The sequence below is a fragment of the Devosia geojensis genome (genome assembly GCF_000969415.1).
GTDB classification, from domain to species: Bacteria; Pseudomonadota; Alphaproteobacteria; order Rhizobiales; family Devosiaceae; genus Devosia; species Devosia geojensis.
On record NZ_JZEX01000207.1, the window covers coordinates 1 to 24,640 of the forward strand.

The window sequence follows — 24,640 nt, forward strand, 5'->3', positions numbered from 1 at the left end:
GGTGTGGGGGGAGGTCAGGAGGGGAACCCGGCCCGACAGTCCGCACGAACTGCCCTCACCCACCGGGTCATTCCCGCGAAAGCGGGATCCTCTGTTCCATGCCACTGGTCCTGCCAACGGAGGTCCCCGCTTTCGCGGGGATGACCCGGTGGTGGGGGGGGCGTGTGTTAACGACGAACTCCCAGCCGATCCAATTCCCCGATCAGCGCCGGCACCACGGTGAAGAGATCGCCGATCAGCGCCACGTCCGCGAGCTTGACGAGCGGCGCTTCCGCGTCGGTGTTGATGGCGACGATCTTCTTGGCGCCCTGGATGCCGGCGAGGTGCTGCAGCGCGCCGGAGATGCCGATGGCGATATAGAGGTCGGGAGCGATGATCTTGCCGGTCTGGCCCACCTGCCAGTCATTGGGAGCATAGCCCGCATCGACCGCGGCGCGGGTGGCGCCGACTGCGGCGCCGAGCCAGGCGGCGAGCTGTTCCACCAGCTTGAAGCCCTCGGCCGAACCCACCGATACGCCGCCGCCGACGACGATCTGCGCCGTCGCCAGGTCCGGCACGTCGCCCTCCGTGCGGTGCGCGGCGACGAACTTGGCGACCGCCGCCACGTCCCCGTGCGGCACCGGCTCGATCGCCGCCTCGTTGCCGCGCGCGGCGGCGCGGAAGGCGGAGGCGCGGATGGTGAGGACGTGCTTGTCCTGGTTGGAGACCACCGTCTCGATGGCGTTGCCGGCATAGATCGGGCGCTGGAACCGGTTGGGTCCGAGAATGGCGACGACATCGGTCACCGGCATCAGGTCGAGCCGGGCGGCAAGGTGCGGGAAGACATCGCGGCCGACCGCGCCGGCCGAGCCGACGATGTGGGTGTAGCCTTCGGCTAGATCGGCAAGGATCGGCGCCAGGGCCTCGGCGGACTGGCCGAGGAGCCCGGCATCCTGCGCGACGCGCACCCGCCGCACGCCGGCGATGGCCGCGGCTTCCGCCGCCACCTCGTCGATGCCTTCGCCCAGCACCAGCACGTCGATGGGGCCGAGCTCGGCGACGGCGTGGACGACGCGGGGCGTCGCGGGCGAGAGGCGGCCGAGGTCGTGGTCGGCAAGAACGAGCACGGCCATCAGAGCGCCTCCATTCCGGCGATATCCTGCGCGATCGCGGCGGCGAGCTCGGGAACGGAGGCGACGATGCGCCCGCCTTCGCGCTCGGACGGCGGCGAGACGGTCTCGATGGTCAGGCGCGGCGCGAGGCTGATGCCGAAATCGGCGGCGGGCCGCACGGCCAGCGGCTTGCTGCGCGCCTTCATCACCATGGGCAGCGCCGCATTGCGCGGCGTGTTGAGGCGCAGGTCCGCCGTGACGATGGCCGGCAGCGGCACGGAGACGGTGACGCGGCCGTAGTCGACTTCGCGGGTCACTTCCAGCGCGCCCTCCTCGACCCCGATTTGCGAGGCGAAGGTCGCCTGGGCAAACCCGGTCAGGGCCGCAAGCATCTGCCCGACATGGTTGGAATCGTCGTCCACGGCCTGCTTGCCGAGCAGCACCAGGTCCGGCTGCTCCTCGGCGACGACGGCGGCAAGGAGCTTGGCGATGGCGAGCGTCTCGAGCGCCGCCTCGGTCTCGATGAGGATGCCGCGGGTGCCGCCCATGGCGAGGGCCGTGAGGATCACGTCGTTCGACGCCTTCGGCCCGATGGAGACGACCACGACCTCCTCGGCCTTGCCCGCCTCCACGAGCGCAACGGCCGCCTCGACCGCATGCTTGCAGAAGGGGTTCATCGACATGCGCACGCCGCTGGTCTCCACCCCCGACCCGTCGGGGCGCACGCGGATGCGCACATTGTGGTCGACCACGCGCTTGACGGTGACGAGGATTTTCTTCACCGGCCTCAAGCCTCCTCACAAACTCGTGCGGTTTCTGACAAATCGCGGGCGGCACGACAAGCGCGGGAGCGAAAAAATCGCCCATAGGGATGGTGGCGAGGGGAAAAGCCTGCTCGCGACATGGGAGTGTTCGCGCCTTATAGGAGGAATTGAGGACAGGAGCAGGTAAGCCACCGCAGTTTTCTCCAACCACCGGCTGTCATCCCGGCTTTTGCCGGGATGACAGCCGGTGGTTGAGGCGCCCTCGGCGGACTACCATCAACCCGCATCCCTCACTGGGCGCTGCGCGCAGACCCGTCCCAAAACAAAATCACCGCCCAAGTGTTGACGCCCTCCGTCCGGACGGCGACATTGGCGCCCATTCGTTTCCCCTTCGGATTTGTTATGCCCATCCTCAATCGCATTGCCGATTTCCAGGCCGAGATCGTCGGCTGGCGTCAGGATTTCCACGCCCACCCCGAACTGCTCTTCGATGTCAAACGCACCGCCGGGCGGGTGGAGGAACTCCTCAAGCAGTTCGGTTGCGACGAAGTGGTGGCGGGCATCGGGCGGACCGGCGTCGTCGCCGTCATCAACGGCAGGACCGAGGGCGCCGGCCGCACCATCGGGCTGCGCGCCGACATGGATGCGCTGCCGATCACCGAGCGGACGGCCAAGCCCTATGCCAGCACCACCCCCGGCAAGATGCATGCCTGCGGCCATGACGGGCATACCGCAATGCTCCTCGGCGCCGCCAAGTACCTCGCCGAGACCCGCAATTTCTCGGGCAAGGCCGTGCTGATCTTCCAGCCGGCCGAGGATGGCGGGGGCGGCGGGCGCGAGATGGTCAAGGACGGGCTCCTCGAGCGCTTCGGCATCGAGGAGGTCTACGGCATGCACAACATGCCGGGCATTCCGCTGGGACACTTCGCCATCCGCGAAGGCGGGATCATGGCGGCGACCGACCAGTTCGTCATCGACATCGAAGGGCGGGGCGGCCACGCGGCGCGCCCGCACGCGACCGTCGATCCGGTGATCGTCGCCAGCCAGCTGGTCACCGCCATGCAGACGATCGTCTCGCGCAACATCGATCCGCTGCGCCCCGCCGTCCTCTCGGTCACGGTCATCGAGGCGGGCGAGGCGTTCAACGTCATCCCGCGCACCGCCCGGCTCAAGGGCACCATGCGCACCCTCGACCGGGAAACGCGCGAGTTCCTGCCGGAAAAGCTCCGGCAGTTCGTTCCCGATTTCGCCGCAAGCTTCGGCGCCACGGCGCGATTCAACTACATGCCGGGCTATCCCGTGACGGTGAATACGGCCGAAGAAACGCGCTTTGCCGCGGCGGTCGCCGCCGACATCGTCGGCACCGACCGGATCGACGACGCGGTCGACGCCTCGATGGGCGGCGAGGATTTCTCCTACATGCTCGAGAAGCGCCCCGGCGCCTACATCTTCCTCGGCAACGGCGATTCCAGCGAACTGCACACCGACACCTACGATTTCAACGACGAGGCCATCCCGCTTGGCGCCAGCTACTGGGTGCGGCTGGTCGAGAGGGCGCTGCCGGCAGCGTAGAACCGATGAACGCACTCGCGGCGGCCACGGCGCAAACGGCACTGACGTTCGCCATTTCGGCGGCAGGCGGATTCGCCGGCCACGCGCTCGGCCTGCCCGCCGGCTGGCTGATGGGCGGGGCGCTGGCGGTGACGGTCGCGGCCATGGCCGGGGCGCCGGTCGGCATTCCGGACAAGGTGCGCGATGTCGCGTTCGTGCTCATCGGCATGTCGATGGGTGCAACGGTCGCGGCCGACAGCCTGCAGCTCATCGGGCAATGGCCGGTGACGCTGGCCGGGCTCGTCGTCGAGCTCGTCCTCATCATCGCCATCACCGGCTGGGTGATGGCGCGCTTCTTCGGGCTCGACCGGGGAACGGCCTATCTTTCCTCGTTTCCCGGCCACCTCTCCTTCGTCATGGGCATCGCGGCGGCGGGCGTCGGCGATGCGCGCCAGATCGTCATCATCCAGGTCATCCGCATCCTCATCCTCACCGTCGCCGTGCCCATCGGCACGCTCTTCCTGCCGATCGAGCATTTTCCGGCCCCGCCTGCGCCGCAGATCATGGACGTCACGACGCTCCTGCTGCTCGCTGCCGGCTGCACGGCGGTCGGCTGGGCGTTCGACAGGCTGAAGATCCCGGCCGGATTCGTCCTCGGGGCCATGGCGGCGGCGACGGCGGCCAAGCTCGGCGGCCTCTTCGATACGGCCATGCCGCCGCCGCTCGTCACCATCACCTTCGTCATGACCGGCGCGCTCATCGGCTCGCGCTTCACCGGCATCAGCCGCGGCGAGTTCGCCAGGGCCGCCGTCGGCGGGCTGGTCGCGACGGGGCTAACGGTGTGCATCACCACCCTCGTCGCCCTTGCCGTCAGCTTCTTCGTCGCCATGCCCTTCGGGCAGATCTGGGTGGGGCTGGCGCCCGGCGCGCTCGAAGGCATGGGCGCGCTCGGCATCGCGCTCGGCTACGACACGGCGTTCGTCGCCGCCCACCACGTCATCCGTCTCTTGCTCTTGAGTTTTGCTATTCCCGCAGTCGTCGTGCTCATCCGCCTCTCCGAGCGGCGCACGGCGCCGGGTGAATGAGCCGCACTTTGCCACAATTGCGCGCCAAGGTTCGCGCGCCGGAGGTTTTAGCCATGTCCATCAAACGTTTCGCCGTCGTTTCCGCCCTGGCGCTGCTCGCAGCAGCGCCCACCCAGGCCGCCCCCTTTTGCGTCGGGTACGGCGCCCCGGGGCTCGAGCTCGAATTCGGCCTCGAGTTCGGCAGGATGTCGACCGACCAACGCAACCTGTTCGACCTGATGGCGCTGCGCCGCCGCGGCGTCGATGCTTCGCGCGTCGACCGCTGGAACGGCTGCATCCGCGCCTATGTGCGCCAGCCGGGCGGCGGGGAGCGCATGGAGTTCTACGATCCGAACAACTACCAGCAGGTGTTTTGACCAGCCCCTGAAGGGCACGAGTTTACACCACCACCCGCTGTCATCCCGGCGAAAAGCCGGGACCCAGTACACACTGGTTCAACGGAGTGCGCACCGTTGCAACGCAGAAGCCCTATCTGCAGCGTTTACTGGATCCCGGCTTTCGCCGGGATGACAGTCGGGGATGTGCTGGCGATGCGCGCCGAAAGCCCTCAGCCCGCCACCCGCACCTTCACGGGCTTCTCCTTGCCCTCGGCGAGGAATGCATAGCCGTTCGGGCCGAGCGCCAGCGTCTTGCCGTCGAGGGTCGCGGCGTTCGAGACGGGCTCGAGCCCGTTTCGGACACCCGAGACCTGCAGCACCCTCGCCTCGGGCGAGAGGTTGAATAGGCAGAGCAGACTCTGCCCCTCCTCGTCCGTCCGGCGGAACCCCAGCAGCGGCTCGGGCAGGCGCAGGAACGTCGCGTCGCCGTCGACCAGCACCGGGTGCTGCTTGCGCCACGCGATCAGCGCCCGATAGAAGTTGAGGAGCGAGCCTTCGTCCTTCTCCTGCTCGGCGACGGCGAGGACCGAGTGCGGAGGCTTGACCGGCAGCCAGGGCTTGCCGGTGGTAAAGCCGTTGGGCGCCTTGCCCCGCTCCCACGGCATCGGGGTGCGACAGCCGTCGCGGCCCTTGTAGTCGGGCCAGAAGCGGATGCCGGGCGGATCGGTCAATTCCTCGAAGAGGAGCTCCGCCTCGGGCAGGCCCAGCTCCTCGCCCTGATAGATGCAGACCGACCCCTTGAGCGTCATCAAAAGCGCCGCCGCCTGCCGGCCGAGGCTCGCGGGATCGGCGCCGTGCTCGGCCCAGCGCGATATGTGGCGGATGACGTCGTGGTTGGAAAAACTCCAGCACGGCCAGCCGTCGCTCGTCGCCTTGAAGAACTGCTCGACACGGGTGCGGAAGTGCTTCGCGGTGAAATACTTGTCGAGGAAGGCGAAGGAATAGCACATGTGCAGCTTGTCGCCGCCCGAGGTGTACTCGGCCATGATCTCGACCGGCCGGTGGCTGTCGCCGACCTCGCCCACCGTCGTCGTGCCCGGATACTCGTCCATGAGCTTCCTGATGCGCTTGAGGAACGCGACATTGTCCGGCCGGCTCTTGGAATATTTGTGCAGCTGCATGTCGTAGGGGTTGACCGCGTACGGCAAGTGCTCGGGCTTCCTCAATGCGGGGTTCGAACGCAGCTTCTCGTCGTGGAAGTAGAAGTTGACGGTATCGAAGCGGAAGCCGTCGACGCCGCGGTCGAGCCAGAAGCGCATGACGTCGAGCACCGCGTCCTGGACCTTGCGGTTGTGGAAGTTGAGATCGGGCTGCGAGATCAGGAAGTTGTGCAGGTAATACTGCCGGCGCGTGGCGTTCCACTCCCAGGCGCGCCCGCCGAAGACCGAGGGCCAGTTGTTGGGCGGCGAACCGTCGGGCAGCGGATCGGCCCAGACGTACCAGTCGGCCCTGGCGTTGTCGCGGCTCGTCTTGCTCTCCATGAACCACGGGTGCCGGTCCGACGTGTGGCTCAGCACCTGGTCGATGATGACCTTGAGGCCGAGATCGTGGGCGCGGTTGACGAGGCTGTCGAAATCCTCGAGCGAGCCGAAGAGCGGGTCGATGTCGACATAGTTGGAGACGTCGTACCCCATGTCGTCCATGGGCGAAGGGAAGATCGGCGAGAGCCAGATGGCGTCTACCCCGATGCTTGCGATGTAGTCGAGCTTGGCGATGATGCCCGGCAGGTCGCCGACGCCGTCGCCGCTACTATCCATGAAGGAGCGCGGATAGACCTGATAGATGATGCCGCCCCGCCACCAGTCGCCCATGACCTCACTCCGGATTCATTGCTCAGCGGGGCGAGCCTAGAGGATCGCGCGGGCGCAATGGAACCCCGTGCACGTGCATAACCGGTTCCCGGGTGCTGGAATTGGTCGCAATTTGCGCCGAGACTGCGCCGATGCAACACAAGAGGGAGAAGCCCGATGATGCACGTGCTGCGCGCCGCCGAGAGGCCTCCAGCCAAGAGCCGCACGATCAAGTTCGAGGGCGGCGAATACGGCGCCAATGTCTCGTTCTTTGCCGTGGACAACGATCCCGGCCAGGGGCCGGGCCTGCACACGCACCCCTATACCGAGATCTGGATCGTCAAAGAGGGCCGCGCCCGCATCCAGGCCGGCACGCAGGTGATCGAGGCCGGCGTCAACGACATCGCCATCGTGCCCCCCAACGTGCCGCATGGGTTCAAGAACATCGGCGAAGGCCGGCTCGAGATCCTCTGCATCCATGACGCCGGGACGATCGAACAGACCTTCGTGGATGAAGAGGAGAACGCGCTTTACGGGACAGGACGATAGGGCTGGGCACGAAACTGTCCTCCCCTCCGATGTCACCCCGGCGAAGGCCGGGGCCCATCCTTAAACGCGTCAACGCGCCCGGAGGGCTCGGTTGTTGTTCCTGGCCCTTCGATACACCTTGCGGCTGACGAGGCATCTCAGGATGGGTCCCGGCCTTCGCCGGGATGACATTGGTGGTAGTTGAGCTTTTGCGCTACACCACCGCGCTCGGTAAGGGATCGCCGGCGAAATGGGCGTCGAGGTTGGCAACGACCAGCGCGCCCATCGCCTGGCGCGTCTGGTGGGTGGCGCTGCCCTGGTGCGGCGCGAGGACGACGTTGTCGAGCCTCATGAACCCGTCGCGGATGTTGGGCTCGTTCTCGAAGACGTCGAGCGCGGCGCCGCCGAGGGCGCCTGACTGCAGCATTTCCAGCATCGCTGCCTCGTCGACGAGCGTGCCGCGCGCGACGTTGACCAGCATGCCCTGCGCCCCCAGCGCCTCCAGCACCGTCCTCGATACGATCCCCTGCGTACCCTGCCCGCCCGGCGCGACGATCACCAGCCAGTCGCTGTCGCGCGCCATGTCGGCGAGGTCGCTGTAGTAGACGTAGGGCACGCCCTCCTGCCGGTGGCGGCCATGATAGACGATGCGCATCTTCATCGCGGTGAGGCGCGTCGCGATCTCCTTGCCGATGCGGCCGAGCCCCAGGATGCCGGCGGTCTTGCCGGTGAGCTCCGAAAAGAGCCCGAAGGTCCCGGACGGCCACTTGCCCTCGCGCACGTAACGATCGCCCTGCGGGATGCGGCGGGCGAGCGCGATCATCAGGCCCACGGTCATCTCGGCCACCGCGTCGTTGAGGACGTTGGGCGTGTTGGTCACGCGGATGTTGCGCGCCTTGGCGGCGGCGGTGTCGATGGTGTCGTAGCCGACGCCGAAATTGGCGATGATCTCGAGCTTGGGCAGCGCATCCATCAGCTTGCCGTCGACATTGCCGCCGGCGATGGCCCGCACCTTCGGCGCCACCTCGGCGATCAGCGCCGCTTTGTCTCTGGCCTCGTGCAGCTTGTGGACCGTGAAGCGCTCGGCGATGGCCGCCTCGCAGCTGTCGAGGAGCTTGTGGGTCTGAAGCAATTCGATGGGCATGGGCGAGGACCTCGAAGTGAAGTGGCGAACTTTGGTGATAACCTCCACTTCCATACAAGTCGACCCGCAACAAAGGCAAATCCGTCCAATCGCTTGACCGGCAGCGACCCGCTGGACGGCGCGCGACAAATGTGTAGCAATGATGAAGCGAATGGGAGCCGCAACAACATCGGAGCGGAATGGGCGACGCTACGCCGTTTGACGAAATGCACAATCCGGACGGGACAGTCCGCGAACCCTATCGTGCCCTTGCCCAGTGGATCGAGGCGCAGCCGGAAAACGGCCTCAGCCTCATGCAGGCGGATGCCGAAGGCATCTTCCGCAAGCTCGGCATCACCTTTGCCGTCTATGGCTCCGACGAGGGCACCGAAAAGCTCATCCCCTTCGATGTGATCCCGCGCATCATCTCGGCGGCCGAATGGCGCAAGCTCTCGCGCGGCATCGAGCAGCGGGTGCGTGCGCTCAACGCCTTCCTCCACGACATCTACCACCGCCAGGAGATCCTGAAAGCCGGGCGCGTGCCGGCAAAACTCATCCTCAACAACGCCGCCTTCTGCCCGGACATGATGGGCGTCGATCCGGCGCGCGGCGTCTATTCGCACATCATCGGCGTCGATATCGTGCGGGTGGGGCCTGACGAGTTCTATGTGCTCGAAGACAACCTGCGAACCCCGTCCGGCGTCTCCTACATGCTGGAAGACCGCGAGGCGATGATGCAGCTCGCCCCGGACCTCTTCCAGCGCATCAAGGTCGCCCCGGTCGAGACATATCCCGAAAACCTCAGACGCACGCTCGAAAGCGTCGCGCCCGCCAATGTGACGGGCACGCCAAGCATCGCGGTGCTGACGCCCGGCATCTACAACTCGGCCTATTTCGAGCACTCGTTCCTTGCCGACCAGATGGGGGCGCAGCTCTGCGAGGGGCAGGACCTCTTCGTCGACGGCGGCAAGGTCTATATGAGGACGACCACCGGCCCCGAGCGGGTCGACGTCATCTACCGGCGCATCGACGACGACTTCCTCGATCCCCTGACCTTCCGGCCCGATTCGATGCTAGGCGTGCCCGGGCTCTTCAACGCCTACCGGGCGGGCAACGTCACGCTCGTCAACGCGCCCGGCACAGGCATTGCCGACGACAAGGCGGTCTACACCTACGTGCCGGCGATCATCGAGTTCTACCTCGGCGAGAAGGCGATCCTTTCCAACGTTCCGACCTACAACTGCACCGACGACGACCAGCGCGCCTGGGTGCTCGAGAACATCGGCGACCTCGTCGTCAAGGAGGTGCACGGCTCGGGCGGCTACGGCATGCTCGTCGGTCCGACCTCGACCAAGGCGCAGCAGGCCGAGTTCAAGAAGAAGATCGAGGCGCGCCCCGACAACTACATCGTCCAGCCGACGCTCGCCCTTTCCACCTGCCCCACCTACGTCAACGCCGGCATCGCCCCGCGGCACGTGGACCTGCGCCCCTACGTCCTCGTCGGCGACGAGATCCGCATCACCCCCGGGGGCCTGACGCGCGTGGCGCTGAAGAAGGGATCGCTGGTGGTCAACTCCAGCCAGGGCGGCGGGACCAAGGACACGTGGGTGCTGGAGGATTGAGGATGAAGACGCTTGGGTCCTCCGTGCAGGAACGCGGCCGCGGCTCGCTGCACCATGCTGCCGCACTCACCGGAAGGCCCCCTCCCCCTTGAGGGGAGGGCTAGGGTGGGGGGAAGCCTCCGCATGGCAAGACTTCCCTTCCCAACCAGATCGTGGATGGCGGCCAATTGAGAATGCTTGGACGCACCGCACAGAACCTCTTCTGGCTGTCGCGCTATGTGGAGCGGGCCGAGAACATGGCGAGGCTCCTGGAGGTCGGCTACAAGATGAGCCTCACCTCGCGCCGCGAGGGCGGCGAGGCCGAGCATCTCGTTTCGATGATGCAGGCGGCCGAGGTCGACGAAGCCTTCGAAAAGACGGGCCGGGTCGCCGACGTCGACACGGTCGCGCACTTCATGGTGTTCGACGAGGAGAACCCCTCATCAGTCAAGTCGTGCCTGATGGCGGCACGCACCAATGCCCGTTCGGTCCGGACGGCCATCACCAGCGACATGTGGCAGAGCCTCAACGCAGCCTGGCTGGAATTCAGCCAAATCAAGCCGCGCGACGTGCGCGGCGCCCGGCTCCTTGGCCTGCTGCAATGGGTGCGCCAGCGCAGCCACGAGTTCCGGGGGGCGCTCTTAGGCACGATCCTGCGCAATGACGGCTTCGCCTTTTCCCAAGCCGGCAACTTCGTCGAGCGGGCCGACAACACGGCGCGCATCCTCGACATGAAGTATTTCGTGCTGCTGCCGCGCGCCGACCTCGTCGGGGGCGACCTCGACATCCAGCAGTGGACGCTGATCCTGCGAGCGGCGTCCGCCCACCGCAGCTACCGCCACGTCTATCACGACCGCTACAAGGCGCGGAACATCGCCGATTTCCTGATCCTCAAGCCGGAAATGCCGCGCTCGCTGATCTTCTGCGCCGGCATGATCAGGGACACGCTCGGCACCCTCGCCGACCTCTACGGGCAGCGGCTCGTCTGCCACGACGTCGTCGACGACCTCTGCGCCATGATCGAGAACACATCGATGGAGGAGATCTTCGCCCACGGCCTCCACGAGTTCCTGACCGAATTCATCGAACGCAACAACCGCGTGACCGAGTGTCTCTCCGAGAGCTACAATTTCTATTAGGCCCATGCGCATCGCCATCCGCCACACGCTCTCGCTGACACCGCCGCCGGACACCAACAACCTGGTGTTCCAGCTCTTGCTGACGCCGGGGAGCGGCGCGACGCAGAAGCTCGAGCGCTGGAGCGTCGAGGCGCCGGGCACCAGCAACGCGGCCCGGTTTGTCGACGCCTTCGGCAACCTCGTGCACTTCGTCAACCAGATGCGCCCCGACGGCCCCCTCGCCATCACCGCCTCGGGGATCGTCGAAACGTTCGACCGTAACGGCGTCCTCGGCAAGCCGGGCGGCGAGCCCGTGCCGGCGCTCTTCCTGCGCGCCACCACGCTGACCAGGGTGCCGGTGACGCTCTACGGCAAGTTCCGTAGCACCAGGGAGGACCGCATCGCGACGCTCCATGCGCTGATGGCGCGGGTCGGCGAGGTGCTCGGCGGCAGCGAAGCCGGTCAGCAGCAGAGCCAGGATGGGCAGAGCCAGTCCCAGACGAGTGGAGCGCCCAAGGCCGACGCCGCGCTCCTCGCCCATGGCTTCGTCGGCGCCGCCCGCGCGCTCGATATCCCTGCCCGATACGTCAGCGGCTATCTCTTCGGCGCAGACGAAAAGCCTGCGCCCCACGCCTGGGCGGAGGCTTACGATCCGGGCCTCGGCTGGATCGGCTTCGATCCCTCGCTGCAGCTCTGCCCCACCGAACGGCACGTCCGGCTCTCGGTGGGGCTCGACGCGCTCTCGACGACGCCGGTGCGCGCCGTGCCGGATGGCGAAGGCGTCAAGACGCTGGAAGTGAGAGTCGAGGCCGCCTAGAGCGTGTGAGGCTTTATTGGAATCTGCGGTTTCTTCGCCTCCCTCCCCCTTGAGGAGAGGGAATGAGGGTGGGGGTGGGTCCGTGAACCACGCAAGCTTCCCCCCACCCCCCGACCCCTCCCCTCAAGGGGGAGGGGAGCCTCCCGTTTCCGTCAAAACATGACAGAGACTAGAGGCTCAACAGGTAGAGCCACATGGCGATGGTCAGCGCCGAGCCGACCGTGCCGATGAGGATGGTGTTGGCCGCAACGCTGACGCCCCGATTGTAGTAGGTGGCAAAGACATAGGAGTTGATGCCGGCGGGCATGGCCGAGAGCAGGATGCCGTAGCGCGCGGTCTCGAGCGGCACGCGCAGCAGCCAGACCATCAGCACGTAGCAGATGGCCGGGTGCAGCACGAGCTTGGTGAGCGAGAGCACCAGCGCCTGCGACCAGTTCTCGGAGAGCTTGTATTCGTTGAGCGCCCCGCCGATGCCGAAGAGCGCGGCGGGCACCACGGCCGAAGCCATCATGGTCAGGAACGCATCGACCGGCTCGATGAGCGTCAGCCCCATGAAGTTGGCGATCAGCCCCAGCGCGATTCCCCAGAGCAGCGGATTGAGCGCGATGCGGCGCGCGGCGATCAGCAGCGCCTCGCCCAGGGGACGTCCGTCGCGCCGCATCAGCTCCATGGTCAGCATGCCCGCGGTGATGAGGATCGCCCCGTGGACGCCGATGATCGAGAACAGCACCGGCATCGCCCCCTCGCCATAGGCGCGCGCGACGATGGGCAGCCCGACCAGCACGGTGTTGGTGAACATGGCCGAGAAGCCGGAAGAAACGCCCTCCCCCTTCGTATTCCCGTAAAAGCGCATGGCAACGAAGATGCCGACGGCAAAGCACACGAACGCCCCGAAATAGTACGGCCCGATGATGGCGAGGTTGAACGCGGCGCGGAAGTCGCTCGTCACCATCGAATAGAAAAGGAGGCACGGGGTCGCGAAATTGTTGACGAAGGCGATGAGACTGTCGATGCCGCTGGCCGGGAAGAGCTTGAAGCGGACCGCGCAGTAGCCCAGCCCGATCAACGCGAAGATCGGGGCGATGACGTTGACGATGGCGAGCATGGGCCGTCCGCTTTCTGGTATGGTAGCCTTGGCCTAGACCCGGTAGCGGAAGGCGTCAATGGCGGGGCGGCGCATTTGCCTGGATCGCCGCCGGGTCGGCAATTGCACGGCCAGCCGAAAGCCTGTAAGGGTCAAACGAAAGACAATCGCGCACAAAACGAAACAAGGGACGTGCCCGCCATGGCCGAAGGAGAAACCGTCGACGTCTTCGTCATCGGCGGTGGCATCAACGGCGCGGGCGTTGCGCGCGACGCGGTCGGGCGCGGCTATTCGGTCATGCTCGCCGAGATGAACGACCTGGCCTCGGGCACCTCGTCGGCGGCGACCAAGCTCGTGCATGGGGGCTTGCGCTATCTCGAGCACTACGAGTTCCGCCTCGTGCAGGAGGCGCTGGCCGAACGCGAGGTGCTGTGGGCCATGGCCCCGCACATCATCAAGCCGCTGCGGTTCGTCCTGCCGCACCACAGGGGCCTGCGCCCGGCGCTGGTGCTGCGGGCGGGCCTTGCCATGTACGACTACATGGGCGGACGGCGCCTGTTGCCGCCAACCAGGACGCTGGACCTCAGAACCCATGAGACCGGCCGGCCGCTGAAGGACGGCTACCGCACGGGCTTCGAATATTCCGACTGCTGGGTGGACGACGCGCGTCTCGTCGTCCTCAACGCCCGCGACGCGGCCGACCGGGGCGCGACGATCAAGGCGCGCACCAGGGTCGTCTCCGCCCGGCGCGAGGCAGGCGGATGGACCATCGAGCTCGAAGGCGCGGCCGGACGCGAGACGGTCAGGGCGCGCATGCTCGTCAATGCGGCCGGCCCCTGGGTCGACGACGTGATCCGCGAGGCGCTGGGGCAGAACGCGGCGCACAATGTGCGCCTCGTCAAGGGCAGCCATATCGTGGTCAGGAAGCTCTTCGAGCACGACCGCTGCTACATCTTCCAGAACGCGGATGGACGCATCATCTTCGCCATTCCCTATGAGGGCGACTACACCCTCATCGGCACGACGGACGAGGACTATGACGCCGACCCGAAGAATGTCACCATCAGCGATGGCGAGACCGACTATCTGCTGGCTGCCGCCAGCGAGTATTTCGCCGATCCCGTGGCGCGCGAGGAGATCGTCTGGACCTATTCGGGCGTTCGACCGCTCTTCGACGACGGCGCCAGCGCCGCGCAGGAAGCCACGCGCGACTATGTGCTGAAGCTCGAGGGAGACGCCGAGACGGGCGCGCTGGTCAACGTCTTCGGCGGCAAGCTCACCACCTATCGCAGGCTCGCCGAATCCGTGCTGGAGAAGATCGAGAGCGTCCTCGGCAAGCGCGGCGAGACGTGGACGGCCGGCAGCAAGCTGCCGGGCGGCGAGTTCGAACCGCTGGCGTTCGACGCCGAAGTGCGGCGGCTGCACAAGGACTACACGGATTTCGAGGCCGGCTTTATCCGCCGGCTGATGCGCCTCTATGGCACCAAGGCCCGCGCAATCCTCGGCGATGCCCGCTCGCCCGGGGGCCTCGGCACCCATTTCGGCGCCGACCTCTACCAGCGCGAGGTGGATCACCTCATCGCCGAGGAGTGGGCGCGCTCGGCCAGGGACATCCTCTGGCGCCGCACCAAGCTCGGCCTGCGCATCACGCCCGACGAAGCCCAGCGGCTGGAGGGGTATGTGGCGCAAAAAATCGCCGTTTCCCCCGATGTCATCCCGGCGAAAGCCGGGACCCAGTAAACGCTGGTTTCAGTGCCTGACCCCTCTGCTCCCGTGCAAGAATCGCGCTTTCAGTGTGTACTGGGTCCCGGCTTTCGCCGGGATGACATTGAGGGGCGAGGCGAACTCGGGGCAAACCTGTAGCGCCGCAAGTGGAGGATCTTGAATGAGCGGATACGTGCTGGCCATCGACCAGGGGACGACCTCGACCCGGGCGATCGTCTTCGACAAGGACCAGAAGGTGAAGGGCGTCGGCCAGCAGGAGTTCACCCAGCATTTTCCGCAGGACGGATGGGTGGAGCACGATCCCGAGGAGATCTGGCAGAGCGTCGTTTCGACGGTGAAGGCCGCCCTGAAGAAAGCCGACCTTACCGCCGCCGACATCGCCGCCATCGGCATCACCAACCAGCGCGAGACGACCGTCATCTGGGATCGCGCCACCGGCAAGGCGATCCACAACGCCATCGTCTGGCAGGACCGGCGTACGGCCGCGACCTGCGCCATGTTGCGCAAGGCCGGCAAGGAGCCGCTCTTCACCAAGAAGACCGGGCTGCTGCTCGACCCCTATTTCGCCGGCACCAAGATCAAGTGGCTGCTCGACAAGGTGAAAGGGGCGAGGAAGCGCGCGCAAAACGGCGAGCTCGCCTTCGGCACCATCGATGCCTTCCTCGTCTGGCGGCTGACGGGCGGCAAGCTGCATGCGACCGATGCGACCAATGCGGCGCGCACGCTCGTCTACAATATCGGCACCAACGAATGGGACGCCGAGCTTTTAAAGCTCCTCGATATCCCCGCCGCCATCCTGCCGCAGGTCAAGGATTGCGCCGACGATTTCGGCGAGACGGACCCGGCGCTCTTCGGCGTTGCCATCCCCATCCGGGGCGTTGCCGGCGACCAGCACGCCGCGACCATCGGACAGGCCTGCTTCGAACCGGGGATGCTCAAATCCACCTACGGCACGGGATGCTTCGCGCTCCTCAACACCGGGGCCGACATGGTGCGCTCGAAGAACCGGCTCCTGACCACCATCGCCTACCGGCTCGACGGCAAGACGACCTATGCGCTCGAAGGCTCGATCTTCGTTGCCGGCGCTGCCGTGCAGTGGATCCGCGACGGGCTGAAGCTCGTCAAGCACGCCAGCGAAACCGGGCCGCTGGCGCGCAGCGCCGATCCCGGCCAGCACGTCTACATGGTCCCCGCCTTCGTCGGGCTCGGCGCGCCGTGGTGGGACGCGGAGGCGCGGGGCGCCATCTACGGGCTGACCCGCAACACGGGGCCGGCCGAGATCGCCCGGGCGGCGCTGGAATCGGTCTGCTACCAGACCCGCGACCTGTTCGATGCCATGCGCCGCGACTGGAAGGGCAAGGGCAACGACACGGTGCTGCGCGTCGACGGCGGCATGGTCGCCTCGGACTGGACCATGCAGTTCCTCGCCGACATCCTCGATGCGCCGGTCGACCGGCCGGAGATCCTCGAGACCACGGCGCTGGGCGCCGCATGGCTCGCCGGCATGAAGGTCGGCGCCTGGCCCAAGGGCAAGGACTTCGCCAAGCGCTGGGCCCGCGACACGCGCTTTTCCCCGCAGATGGACGCGGCGACCCGCAAGGCAAAGCTCAAGGGTTGGGACAGGGCCGTGCGGCGCACGCTTACGGAGTGAGTGAGCTCCAGTGTGGCACCCTCCCCTCTCCCCTTGTGGGAGAGGGGCAGATTTTCTGTGTCCAGCGGAAAATCAGGGTGAGGGGTCAGCAATGCCGCCGCAGACAAAGTGCCTGGGGAAGCATAGCTGACCCCTCATCCGCCCTTCGGGCACCTTCTCCCTCAAGGGGAGAAGGGAAACCGTGCCTCTCAATCAGGGGAGGCCACAGTTCCCTAGATCCACACCCGCCAGGGATCGAAGCTGCCGCCGGCGATGAGCGTCCAGTAGAGCTTGCCCTTTGGCGCGCGCGAGGCGGCGAGGCCGAATTCGGTGAACTTGTCGGAAAGCAGCGTCGAGCGGTGGCCGGGAGAGTTCAGCCAACCTGCGATGGCATGTTCGATGTCGCTGTGCCCGCCGGCGAGGTTCTCGCCCACCGCGCCGAGATACCCGGCCGCCGTGACCCGCTCGCGCAGCGTGCCGCCGAGCTCGTGGGAGAGCTTGTCGCTGGCCGCCATCAGGTTGGAATGGGTGCGGGCCGCCTGCTCGAGGCTAACGCTGTAACTCCAGGGCGCCAGGCCGTTGGCGCCGCGCACGGCGTTGATGGCGCTCATGATCTCCTGCTGCGTCATCTGCGTCGGGTCGCGCGGGGGAGCCGGCGCGATCGGCCCGGTCGAGGCGCAGGCCGAGAGCAGGCCCGCGGCGGAGAGCGCGAGGAAGGCGCGCCGGTTCAGTGCGTGCATGGAAGAATTCCGGAGGAAGGGCTCATGCCTGGTCGTAGGCGGCGAGCAGTTGCGGCAGCACGGCGAGCTGGCCGAAGATCGGGTTGCCATCCTCGATATCCCAGCAGGCCGAGAGCGCGGCGTGGGCGGCGGCCCAGCCGAGGACGCGCTTGCGGTTGAACCCCAGCCGGCTCGAGAACGCATCGGCGAGCGCGGCGATGCGCCTCGGCTCGGCGGCGAGCTTGTCGGCGCCCAAAGGGTTGAGGAACGTATTGGCGACCTCGTAGGCCGGATCGCCAATCAGCCCCTTGGGGTCGATGGCGAGCCATCCGCGCCCCGAGGAGATGATGTTGTCGTGGTGCAGGTCCCCGTGCAGCGGAATCTGCGCGGACGGCTTGTCGAAGAGCCTGATGGCGATGCCGGTGGAGCGGGCGTAGAGGTCCCGCGCCGTATGGGGCCACGCCCGCACGTCGGTCTCGAAGAGCGAGCGGAAGCGTTCGCGCAGCGGCGTCAGGTCCTCGGGCGCGTCGGGCCTGGGCTTGTGGAGCTGGGAGACGACCGTGGCGATCGCAATCGTCGCCTCGTCATCGCGTCCGTTCCGCGCCGCGTCGCCCAGCGGCACGCCATCCAGCCATTCCATGAAGACCGTGTCGCCATGGCTGTCGAAGACGGTCGCGGCACCCTCCCCGCCATACCAGGCGAGCAGCGCCCCGCCGCGCCGCTCGTCCTCGAAGGCGGCGGGCTTCAGGATCTTGAGGGCGGCGACGTTGCGCCCGTTCTGCTCGACGCGGAAAATCCAGCTTCGCGGCGTCTCGGCGACGGGCGTCGACTTGGTCAGCGACCAGCGGATCATGGCGCGGCTCAGCGCCGTTTCGAGGGGAGACTGATTCACCATCGGGTCAATAGAGCACAGGAATCGGGTTTCTTCGACACTGGCGCCATGGATTCGTGCCGATTTGATGGCGGCGCGGCCGAACATCCCCCTCATCCGCCCTGCGGGCACCTTCTCCCCAGAGGGGAGAAGGGCGGGTGGCCACCAGCTTGACCATGCGCAGTTCTGCACCGTGACATCGCATGAGACACCTCCCCTTCTCCCCTCGTGGGAGAAGGTGGATCGCGCTTGAAAGCGCGAGACGGATGAGGGGCTAATCGATCCTGTAGGCGTCCTTGGCGGCCTGATAGCTCAGGTGCTTGGCGAGCTCCGCGGCCGTCGCCTTGCTCAGGCGATGCTCGGCGACCCAGTTGCCGAGGAACCCGCTGACCTCGCGCCGCCATACGTCGTGACGGGCGGGAATCGAAAGCAGCGCGCGGGTGTCGTCGTTGAAGCCGGCTAGGTTGTAGAAGCCGGCGGTCTCGACCACCTGGTCGAGATAGCGGCGGATGCCCTGGGGTGAGTCGTGGAACCACCAGGGCGGACCGATCATCAGCGAGGACCAGTAGCCGGCCATGGGCGCAAGCTCGCGCGCATAGGTCGTCTCGTCGAGGACGAACATGATGAGCCGCAAATTCGGCTCGTTGCCGCAGCGCGAGAGCAGCGCCGAGAGGCCCCCGACATAGTCGGTCGGGCCGGGAATGTCGGCGCCCTTGTCGGGCCCGCGCTCGGCAAAGAGCGCCGGATCGGTGTTGCGGCGCGAGCCGGCGTGGATCTGCATGACCATGCCGTCCTCGACCGAGAGCAGCGCCATCTCAGTCAGCATCTGCGCGCGGAAGAGCTCGGCGTCATCGGCGTCGTGCCTGCCGGCCAGCACCTTGTCGAGCAGCGCCTGCTTCTCGGCACCCGAAAGATCGGCGGTTATCGCCGTCGGCACGCCGTGGTCGGTCGCGACCGCGCCGAAGCGGCGGAAATATTCGCGCCGGCGGCGGTGGGCGTTGATGAGCCCCGTCCAGCGGGTGATGTCCTCGCCGGTCAGCTCGCCGAACTTCTTGAGGTTCTCGGCGATCGCCGGGCGGCTGGCGTCGGTGACGTCGTCGGGCCGGTAGGTGGTGCGCACCCGCCCAATGAGCCCCTCGCCCGCCATCGCCTGGTGGTGCGGCAGGTCGTCGAGGGCGAATTCGGTCGTCGCGATCACCTCGACCCTGGCCTTGTCGAGCAGGGCGCGCGGCAAGAGGTCCGGGTCGGCGAGGCGAGCGTCGATGATGTCGTAGATCTCGTCGGCGGTCTCGGGCGACAGCTCCTTGTCGATACCGAAGGCCCAGAGGAACGAATGGTCGATCCAGGTCTTCGACGGCGTGCCGGCAAAGAGATGGTAGTTCCGGGCCAGGAGCCGCCAGGCGCTGCGCCCATCGGCCACGGGCTTGCCGTCGCGTCGCGGAACGCCCAGCGCGTCGTAGTCGATTCCCCGGCTGCGCAGCATGCGTAGCACGTAGTGGTCGGGCGTCAGGAACAGCGCCGCCGGATCGGCGAACCGCCCGTTGCTCGCGAACCACGCCGGATCGGTATGCCCGTGCGGGCAAATGAGCGGCAGGTCGCGCACGGCCCCGTAAATCTCGCGGGCGATGCCCCGGGCGGGCTCGGAAGCGGGCAGGAGACGATCGGGGTGGAGATGGGGAGCTGAAGCGGTCATGCCGACTTTGTGGCACGTCCGCCGCGAGGAGGCAATATCTACCATACAAGATTGGAGGCGGATGGAATTTTATGAAAGTTTTAACTGACTAGGCAGGAACTTCCGCCCTCCACCCCGGCTTCGATCTAAGCTCGTCTCGTGCTCATGCCCGTGAGGGAGGCAGAGATGGCCAACATCGATTTCGACGACATCCGCAACGCGGTCGCGGCAGCCCGCCGGCAGGCGCGGCAAACCGGCCGGATGCACGGCACGCAGATCATGCTGACGGCGGCCGGGTTCGCCGCGGCGACCATCATCGCCGTCGCGGCCGTGTTCCTCGGCCAGATGGTTTAAGGCCGCACCGCAAGTCCCGCCTGGGCGGCGACGGCCATGACGAGCACCGTGATCATCAGCGCCACATAGCTGGTGCCGGCGGCGGCGAACGGCGCCGCCCGCGAGCGCGACACCACCGAAAATCCAACCAGCAACAGCGCCAGCGTTCCCAGCCACCAGATGGACTGGGTCTGCGGCACGCCGCGCCAGACGGCGAGGTACGTCACCACCGCCGCGACGAACGCTCCGACGGCGGCGGGAAACCCCGGCAGGCGGTCGGTGCGGCGCAGCCAGAGCGAGAAGAGCGCGACGACGATCGCGATGGCAACGAGCAGCAACGGGCGCGGCACGTCGAGCCCCGTACTTGCACCCAGCGAAAGGAGCGGCACGCAGAACGCCACCGTCGCTCCGGCGATGACGATCTCGGCGATCGCCAGCCCCACCTGGTTGATGATCGCCCGATCATACAAGAGCCCGGCAAGCGCGACGGCCCAACCCCCGACGAGCAGCACGATGGCCGGATAGACCCCGCCGAAGAGCAGCACCAGCCCGGCGGCGCTTGCGCCGGCAACGATCGCCGGCGCCAGCGGCGCCATCGGCATGCGCCAGGCCAGGAACGCCGCCACCGCGCTCGCAACGACAATCGCCAGCACCAGCTCGGTCACGCCCAGCACGATCCAATCGACGGCAAACACCCGGCCTTGTCTCCTGTATCCCCCCACCTTCAATAGAAGGCCATGTCACAAGAAATTGCAAAGGGGACGGGAGGTTGTATTGCCGTAGGCGGCCGCTTGCTCCCCAGCAATTCCACTCCTGACAGCACTGCTGCGAACCCCTATCCTGTCGCGTCACCGCAACCGACACGGGAAAAGCGACAAGCCGCATGCGCATATTGCTGGTCGAGGACCACGAGGATCTGGGCGAAGCCATCGAGAAGCGCCTGCGCACCGCCGGCCATTCGGTCGAGTGGGTGCGCGACGGGGCCGATGTCATGGCGACGGCACGCAGCGAACCGTTCGACGCGGTGGCGCTCGACCTGACGCTGCCCGGCCGCGACGGCATCGCGCTGCTTGCCGAACTGCGCCGGGAGAAGTTCGCCGCGCCCATCCTCGTCATCACCGCGCGCTCGGAGATCGACGACCGGGTGAGCCTCCTCGACCTCGGGGCCGACGACTACCTCGTCAAGCCGTTCGACCTGCGCGAGCTCGAAGCGCGGCTGCGCGCCCTCATCCGCCGCACCGGCGGGCAGACCTCCAGCACCATCGCGGCGGGCAATCTCGAGGTCGACCTCGCCGGCCTTGCCGTCACAGTCGGCGGGCGGCACCTGGAGCTCGGGCGGCGCGAGTTCCGGCTCCTCGAGATCTTCGTCACCCACCTCAACAAGGTGGTGCCCAAGGAACGGCTGATGAACCAGCTCTTCAACTTCGACGAGGCCGTCTCGATCAACGCGCTCGAGCTCCACGTCTCGCGGCTGCGGCGCAAGCTCGAGGGCGCCGATATCGAGATCGGCACGGTGCGCGGCGTCGGCTACATCGCCAAGGCTCCAGATGACCGCTGAGGCGCCCGCCGCGACGTTTTCCATCCGCCGGCGCATCCTGGCGCTGGCGCTCGCCCTGCTGCTGGGGGCAGCAGCGGTGCTCATCGCCTTCATTCATGACTATGCGCAACGCGCGTCCGACCGGGCGTTCGACAGGTTGCTGGCCGCATCGGCCCTCACCATCGCCGGCGCGGTTCAGATCGAGGACGGCAGCATCATCGTCGAGCTGCCGGTAGCGTCCTTTGCCATGTTCTCCGGCCGCGACCGGGTGTTCTATGCCGTCGAGGATTCCGCCGGCCGGCTCGTCACGGGCTACGACGACCTCGCCGCCGCGCTCGGCAGCGTCCAGGGCACTGATCCGAGCTTTGCCGACATCACCTATCGCGGCGAGCTGATGCGGGTGGCGAGCGTCGGGCGGCTGACCTCGGCGGCGAATGCGGCCGACTGGGTCACCATCCACGTCGCCGAGACGCAGAGCGAGCGCGAGGCGCTTTCGGCCGAGATCCTCGGCAACGCCATCGTGCCGGTGTTCGCGCTGACGCTGCTGGCCGTCGGTCTCGTCTGGTTCGGCATCGGGCGCATGTTCGCGCCGCTGACTCAGCTCGAGGAGGAACTGCGCGCTCGCGCCCCCGACGATCTCTCGCCGCTCGCCGTGCCGGCGCCGAGCGAGGTCAGCCACCTCGTTTCCGCCCTCAATGCCTTCATGGCACGGCTCGGCAGCACCATGGAACGCCTCTCGGGGTTGGTCGCGGAAGCCGCCCACGAGGTGAGGACGCCGCTCGCGTCGCTGCGAGCCCAGGCCGAGATCGCCGTCGACGAGACGGACCCGCAGGCGCTGCGCCAGCGCGTGTCGCGCATCCACCAGGGCGCGGTGCATGCCAGCCAGCTCGTCTCCCAGCTCCTCATGGACGCGACCATCTCGCACCGGCTGGAATCGAAGGAAACCGATCCCCTGCCCTTCGGCGCGGTGGTCGACGACGTGCGCCACCGTCTCGACCCGGACGCGGCGCGGCGGCTGGTCGCCGACCTGACCGAGGAAGCGCAGGCCGCGTCACTGCGCGGCGACCGGGTGGCGCTACGCGAAATGCTGCGCAACCTCGTCGACAATGCGCTGCTCTATTCCACCGGTCCGGTCGAGATCGGCGCGCGGCTGACGGGCGGGAACCTGTCCATTTCCGTCTCCGATCGTGGCCCCGGTATTCCCGATGCCGAAAAGGACAAGGCCGTGGAGCGGTTCTGGCGCGGTGGAACGGGCGCGGGCAAGACCGGCTCGGGACTTGGCCTCTCCATCGTCAAGCGCGTGGTCGAGGCGCATCGCGGCACTCTGGCGCTCCTCGACCGCGACGGCGGGGGGCTCACCGTCGAGGTCGTGCTGCCGGTGGTGGCGAAGCGCCAGCGGCCGGCCGGCCGGAAACGGCCAGCTTCCGCGATGCTCGGGCTCCTCGCCGGCATGGTCCTCGCATTCGCGTCGGCGCCGGATGCGCAGGCCATCACCTCGACCTACCCCGCCCCGCGCCCGGACGGAGCCGGAACGACGCTCACCATCGTCGGCACGACCGACACCCCGCTCTTTGCCCGCTTCATCGCCGCCTTCCAGGCGCAGCGCCCGGAAGTCTCCGTCATCTACGAGGAGACCGAGACGCTGCCGATGTACGAGCGTTATGCCGAGGGCACGCTCACGCCGGTGCCGGACCTGATGGTCTCCTCGGCCGCCGACCTGCAGCTGAAGCTCGCCAATGACGGGCACGCCCTCGCCTATGACAGCCCCTTTCTCGACGACCTGCCCGCCTGGGCGCGCTGGCGCAACGAAGTCTTCGGCTTCACCTTCGAGCCGGCCGTCATCATCTACAACCCCGATCTCGTCTCGGCCGAGGAAGCGCCGCGCACGCACCTGCGGCTTGCCGAACTTCTCGAAACGCAGACGGAGCGGTTCTCCAGAAAGGTCGCGACGTACGACATCGCGGTCAGCGGCGTCGGCTATCTCCTCGCCGCGCAGGACCAGCTCATCTCCTCCAACTTCTGGCGCCTCGCCAACGCCTTCGGGCGCGTCTCGGCGCAGCTTTCGGGCTCCAGCCCGGCGATCCTCAACGGCGTCGCCGATGGAAGCCTCGCGCTCGGTTATAATGTGCTGGGCTCCTATGCCTTCGCGCGCCAGCAGGCAGGGGCGAACATCGAGATCATCGTGCCCGACGACTACGTGCTCGTGCTCACACGCGCCATGGTCATCCCGCGCGACGCGCGGAACCCGGAGCTCGCCAAGGCCTTCCTCGATTTCTCGCTCTCGCCCGCCGGACAGGCGGTCGCGGCCGGCGAGACGGCTCTCGGCGCGGTGATCGCCGGTGCGGAAGGGCCGTGGAGCAGCGAGGCGATCGCGGCGCGCGGGCGCGGTGTCATCCAACCCATCGCACTCGGCCCTGCCCTCCTCGTCTCGCTCGACCGGCAGCGGCGCACGAGGTTCCTCGAGACCTGGCAGGAGATCGTCTCGCCGAAGCCGTGAGACGGCGGATACAGCCCCCTCCCCTCTCCCCTTGTGGGAGAGGGACAGATTTTCCGCGTTCAGCGGAAAATCAGGGTGAGGGGTCTGCGATGCTGCCGCGCATGCCGGCGTCGATGGCCGCATGGCTGACCCCTCATCCGGCGCTTCGCGCCACCTTCTCCCACAAGGGGAGAAGGGAGCCGTGCCATATGCGATTTTCCCAGCGGGGGAGGATGGAGGGAGCCAAACCCGCACCCTGCGCATGGCTGGCGTGCACTCCGTGGCCTACCGCTCCGGGCCTTGCGAACCCATTTCTTGGGCATCGCAAGGAGACCCCAAATGACCACCCATCGCAAGACCACGCTTTTCGGCCGCGTCGGCGATTTCCTCGACGTCATCGGCAGCGCCGCGGCTGCGGCAGCCGCCGTCGAGAACGGCCGCGCGCCCCGCGCCCGCGATCTCAGGGTTCTCGGCATCGACGCCGACCAGTTCCGCTCGATCGGCAAGTTCTGATGGTCTCCCCGGGGCGCGTCGCTCCGGTTGCGTTTCCCTCCCGCAACTGTTGAGCGTGCACCCGCAGAACGCCTGTCGAGCGGTCAAAAGCCCGGATGCCTCACGGCATCCGGGCTTTTACTTTTCAGCTCCCCTCCCCCTTGAGGGGAGGGGTCGGGGGTGGGGGTCCATCGGTGACCTACTGAACCACCCCCACCCTCAATCCCTCCCCTCAAGGGGGAGGGAGGCGAAAGAG

22 protein-coding genes are annotated in these 24,640 nt (G+C 67.2%); 13 read left to right on the top strand and 9 right to left on the bottom strand.

Annotated elements, in window-relative coordinates; translation table 11 throughout:
• Nucleotides 1-167: 167 nt before the first annotated feature.
• The gene (locus VE25_RS21295) at nucleotides 168-1,112 is read right to left on the bottom strand and encodes an electron transfer flavoprotein subunit alpha/FixB family protein (RefSeq protein WP_046110698.1); all 945 of its coding nucleotides are present in this window, start codon (nucleotides 1,110-1,112) and stop codon (nucleotides 168-170) included.
• On the bottom strand, nucleotides 1,112-1,873 hold the full coding sequence (locus tag VE25_RS21300) for an electron transfer flavoprotein subunit beta/FixA family protein (RefSeq protein ID WP_046110699.1): 762 nt from the start codon (nucleotides 1,871-1,873) through the stop codon (nucleotides 1,112-1,114). Before VE25_RS21300 ends, VE25_RS21295 begins: the two co-directional genes overlap by 1 nt.
• A 384-nt stretch (nucleotides 1,874-2,257) precedes the next feature.
• Between VE25_RS21300 and VE25_RS21305 the strand changes: the two genes are divergently transcribed.
• The 3 genes from VE25_RS21305 to VE25_RS21315 are packed head-to-tail and all read left to right on the top strand — an operon-like array spanning nucleotide 2,258 to nucleotide 4,847.
• A complete protein-coding gene (locus VE25_RS21305; protein WP_046110700.1) occupies nucleotides 2,258-3,427 on the top strand; it encodes a M20 aminoacylase family protein in 1,170 nt (389 codons plus the stop codon).
• Nucleotides 3,428-3,432: 5 nt separating this feature from the next.
• Nucleotides 3,433-4,491 (top strand): AbrB family transcriptional regulator, encoded by a 1,059-nt coding sequence (locus VE25_RS21310; protein WP_046110701.1) that lies wholly within the window; start codon nucleotides 3,433-3,435, stop codon nucleotides 4,489-4,491.
• 53 nt (nucleotides 4,492-4,544) lie between these two features.
• The gene (locus tag VE25_RS21315) at nucleotides 4,545-4,847 is read left to right on the top strand and encodes a hypothetical protein (RefSeq protein WP_046110702.1); all 303 of its coding nucleotides are present in this window, start codon (nucleotides 4,545-4,547) and stop codon (nucleotides 4,845-4,847) included.
• A gap of 191 nt (nucleotides 4,848-5,038) precedes the next feature.
• On the opposite strand, the gene VE25_RS21320 is transcribed toward VE25_RS21315, so the two are convergent.
• Complete coding sequence (locus VE25_RS21320; protein WP_046110703.1) at nucleotides 5,039-6,679, bottom strand: alpha-glucosidase; 1,641 nt, start codon at nucleotides 6,677-6,679, stop codon at nucleotides 5,039-5,041.
• 156 nt (nucleotides 6,680-6,835) lie between these two features.
• On the opposite strand from VE25_RS21320, the gene VE25_RS21325 reads away from it, so the two are divergent.
• The gene (locus VE25_RS21325) at nucleotides 6,836-7,207 is read left to right on the top strand and encodes a cupin domain-containing protein (RefSeq protein WP_046110704.1); all 372 of its coding nucleotides are present in this window, start codon (nucleotides 6,836-6,838) and stop codon (nucleotides 7,205-7,207) included.
• A gap of 193 nt (nucleotides 7,208-7,400) precedes the next feature.
• Here VE25_RS21325 and VE25_RS21330 read toward each other — a convergent pair whose 3' ends face one another.
• The gene (locus VE25_RS21330) at nucleotides 7,401-8,330 is read right to left on the bottom strand and encodes a 2-hydroxyacid dehydrogenase (RefSeq protein ID WP_046110705.1); all 930 of its coding nucleotides are present in this window, start codon (nucleotides 8,328-8,330) and stop codon (nucleotides 7,401-7,403) included.
• Nucleotides 8,331-8,509: 179 nt separating this feature from the next.
• Here VE25_RS21330 and VE25_RS21335 point away from each other — a divergent pair, with 179 nt between their 5' ends.
• The 3 genes from VE25_RS21335 (at nucleotide 8,510) to VE25_RS21345 (ending at nucleotide 11,845) form a co-directional block, all read left to right on the top strand.
• Nucleotides 8,510-9,931, top strand: coding sequence for a circularly permuted type 2 ATP-grasp protein (locus VE25_RS21335; RefSeq protein WP_046110706.1), 1,422 nt, complete (start codon nucleotides 8,510-8,512; stop codon nucleotides 9,929-9,931).
• A 173-nt stretch (nucleotides 9,932-10,104) separates the two neighbouring features.
• A complete protein-coding gene (locus tag VE25_RS21340) occupies nucleotides 10,105-11,049 on the top strand; it encodes an alpha-E domain-containing protein (RefSeq protein ID WP_046110707.1) in 945 nt (314 codons plus the stop codon).
• Nucleotides 11,050-11,053: 4 nt separating this feature from the next.
• Nucleotides 11,054-11,845 carry a transglutaminase family protein gene (locus VE25_RS21345; RefSeq protein ID WP_046110708.1) on the top strand — a complete coding sequence of 264 codons (792 nt, stop codon included), beginning with the start codon at nucleotides 11,054-11,056 and terminating at the stop codon, nucleotides 11,843-11,845.
• 169 nt (nucleotides 11,846-12,014) lie between these two features.
• On the opposite strand, the gene VE25_RS21350 is transcribed toward VE25_RS21345, so the two are convergent.
• Complete coding sequence (locus VE25_RS21350) at nucleotides 12,015-12,950, bottom strand: AEC family transporter (protein WP_046110709.1); 936 nt, start codon at nucleotides 12,948-12,950, stop codon at nucleotides 12,015-12,017.
• 180 nt (nucleotides 12,951-13,130) lie between these two features.
• On the opposite strand from VE25_RS21350, the gene glpD reads away from it, so the two are divergent.
• The gene (gene glpD, locus VE25_RS21355; RefSeq protein ID WP_046110710.1) at nucleotides 13,131-14,669 is read left to right on the top strand and encodes a glycerol-3-phosphate dehydrogenase; all 1,539 of its coding nucleotides are present in this window, start codon (nucleotides 13,131-13,133) and stop codon (nucleotides 14,667-14,669) included.
• A gap of 145 nt (nucleotides 14,670-14,814) precedes the next feature.
• Complete coding sequence (gene glpK / locus VE25_RS21360) at nucleotides 14,815-16,305, top strand: glycerol kinase GlpK (RefSeq protein ID WP_046110711.1); 1,491 nt, start codon at nucleotides 14,815-14,817, stop codon at nucleotides 16,303-16,305.
• A 212-nt stretch (nucleotides 16,306-16,517) separates the two neighbouring features.
• Here the strand turns inward: glpK and VE25_RS21365 are convergent, their stop codons facing one another.
• The 3 genes from VE25_RS21365 to uxaC form a co-directional block, all read right to left on the bottom strand.
• Nucleotides 16,518-17,024: a CAP domain-containing protein gene (locus VE25_RS21365; protein WP_052732149.1), complete on the bottom strand. Its 507-nt coding sequence runs from the start codon at nucleotides 17,022-17,024 to the stop codon at nucleotides 16,518-16,520.
• A 22-nt stretch (nucleotides 17,025-17,046) separates the two neighbouring features.
• Entirely contained in the window at nucleotides 17,047-17,895 is an 849-nt protein-coding gene (locus VE25_RS21370) for an aminoglycoside phosphotransferase family protein (RefSeq protein ID WP_160300016.1), read from the bottom strand.
• Between the two features lie 253 nt (nucleotides 17,896-18,148).
• Nucleotides 18,149-19,567 carry a glucuronate isomerase gene (gene uxaC, locus VE25_RS21375; protein WP_046110712.1) on the bottom strand — a complete coding sequence of 473 codons (1,419 nt, stop codon included), beginning with the start codon at nucleotides 19,565-19,567 and terminating at the stop codon, nucleotides 18,149-18,151.
• Between the two features lie 165 nt (nucleotides 19,568-19,732).
• Here uxaC and VE25_RS23085 point away from each other — a divergent pair, with 165 nt between their 5' ends.
• On the top strand, nucleotides 19,733-19,900 hold the full coding sequence (locus VE25_RS23085; RefSeq protein ID WP_160300017.1) for a hypothetical protein: 168 nt from the start codon (nucleotides 19,733-19,735) through the stop codon (nucleotides 19,898-19,900).
• Here the strand turns inward: VE25_RS23085 and VE25_RS21380 are convergent.
• Entirely contained in the window at nucleotides 19,897-20,574 is a 678-nt protein-coding gene (locus VE25_RS21380; protein ID WP_046110713.1) for a hypothetical protein, read from the bottom strand. The genes VE25_RS23085 and VE25_RS21380 overlap by 4 nt on opposite strands.
• 188 nt (nucleotides 20,575-20,762) lie before the next feature.
• On the opposite strand from VE25_RS21380, the gene VE25_RS21385 reads away from it, so the two are divergent.
• The 3 genes from VE25_RS21385 (at nucleotide 20,763) to VE25_RS23135 (ending at nucleotide 24,405) form a co-directional block, all read left to right on the top strand.
• Nucleotides 20,763-21,437 carry a response regulator transcription factor gene (locus VE25_RS21385; RefSeq protein WP_046110714.1) on the top strand — a complete coding sequence of 225 codons (675 nt, stop codon included), beginning with the start codon at nucleotides 20,763-20,765 and terminating at the stop codon, nucleotides 21,435-21,437.
• Nucleotides 21,427-23,913 carry a sensor histidine kinase gene (locus tag VE25_RS21390; protein ID WP_046110715.1) on the top strand — a complete coding sequence of 829 codons (2,487 nt, stop codon included), beginning with the start codon at nucleotides 21,427-21,429 and terminating at the stop codon, nucleotides 23,911-23,913. Before VE25_RS21385 ends, VE25_RS21390 begins: the two co-directional genes overlap by 11 nt.
• 318 nt (nucleotides 23,914-24,231) lie before the next feature.
• Nucleotides 24,232-24,405, top strand: a complete 174-nt coding sequence (locus VE25_RS23135; protein ID WP_169749441.1) for a hypothetical protein — start codon at nucleotides 24,232-24,234, stop codon at nucleotides 24,403-24,405.
• Nucleotides 24,406-24,640: the final 235 nt, after the last annotated feature.

What these genes read in the sequence shown, in the direction of transcription:
- VE25_RS21345 (WP_046110708.1), top strand. Translation starts at nt 11,054, where the DNA reads ATGCGCATCGCCATCCGCCACACGCTCTCGCTGACACCGCCGCCGGAC.
- VE25_RS21385 (WP_046110714.1), top strand. Translation starts at nt 20,763, where the DNA reads ATGCGCATATTGCTGGTCGAGGACCACGAGGATCTGGGCGAAGCCATC.
- glpK (WP_046110711.1), top strand. Translation starts at nt 14,815, where the DNA reads ATGAGCGGATACGTGCTGGCCATCGACCAGGGGACGACCTCGACCCGG.
- VE25_RS21390 (WP_046110715.1), top strand. Translation starts at nt 21,427, where the DNA reads ATGACCGCTGAGGCGCCCGCCGCGACGTTTTCCATCCGCCGGCGCATC.
- VE25_RS21325 (WP_046110704.1), top strand. Translation starts at nt 6,836, where the DNA reads ATGATGCACGTGCTGCGCGCCGCCGAGAGGCCTCCAGCCAAGAGCCGC.
- VE25_RS21315 (WP_046110702.1), top strand. Translation starts at nt 4,545, where the DNA reads ATGTCCATCAAACGTTTCGCCGTCGTTTCCGCCCTGGCGCTGCTCGCA.
- VE25_RS21335 (WP_046110706.1), top strand. Translation starts at nt 8,510, where the DNA reads ATGGGCGACGCTACGCCGTTTGACGAAATGCACAATCCGGACGGGACA.
- VE25_RS21330 (WP_046110705.1), bottom strand. Translation starts at nt 8,330, where the DNA reads ATGCCCATCGAATTGCTTCAGACCCACAAGCTCCTCGACAGCTGCGAG.
- VE25_RS21295 (WP_046110698.1), bottom strand. Translation starts at nt 1,112, where the DNA reads ATGGCCGTGCTCGTTCTTGCCGACCACGACCTCGGCCGCCTCTCGCCC.
- VE25_RS21365 (WP_052732149.1), bottom strand. Translation starts at nt 17,024, where the DNA reads ATGCACGCACTGAACCGGCGCGCCTTCCTCGCGCTCTCCGCCGCGGGC.
- VE25_RS21340 (WP_046110707.1), top strand. Translation starts at nt 10,105, where the DNA reads ATGCTTGGACGCACCGCACAGAACCTCTTCTGGCTGTCGCGCTATGTG.
- uxaC (WP_046110712.1), bottom strand. Translation starts at nt 19,567, where the DNA reads ATGACCGCTTCAGCTCCCCATCTCCACCCCGATCGTCTCCTGCCCGCT.
- VE25_RS23135 (WP_169749441.1), top strand. Translation starts at nt 24,232, where the DNA reads ATGACCACCCATCGCAAGACCACGCTTTTCGGCCGCGTCGGCGATTTC.
- VE25_RS21320 (WP_046110703.1), bottom strand. Translation starts at nt 6,679, where the DNA reads ATGGGCGACTGGTGGCGGGGCGGCATCATCTATCAGGTCTATCCGCGC.
- glpD (WP_046110710.1), top strand. Translation starts at nt 13,131, where the DNA reads ATGGCCGAAGGAGAAACCGTCGACGTCTTCGTCATCGGCGGTGGCATC.
- VE25_RS23085 (WP_160300017.1), top strand. Translation starts at nt 19,733, where the DNA reads ATGGCCAACATCGATTTCGACGACATCCGCAACGCGGTCGCGGCAGCC.
- VE25_RS21305 (WP_046110700.1), top strand. Translation starts at nt 2,258, where the DNA reads ATGCCCATCCTCAATCGCATTGCCGATTTCCAGGCCGAGATCGTCGGC.
- VE25_RS21310 (WP_046110701.1), top strand. Translation starts at nt 3,433, where the DNA reads ATGAACGCACTCGCGGCGGCCACGGCGCAAACGGCACTGACGTTCGCC.
- VE25_RS21350 (WP_046110709.1), bottom strand. Translation starts at nt 12,950, where the DNA reads ATGCTCGCCATCGTCAACGTCATCGCCCCGATCTTCGCGTTGATCGGG.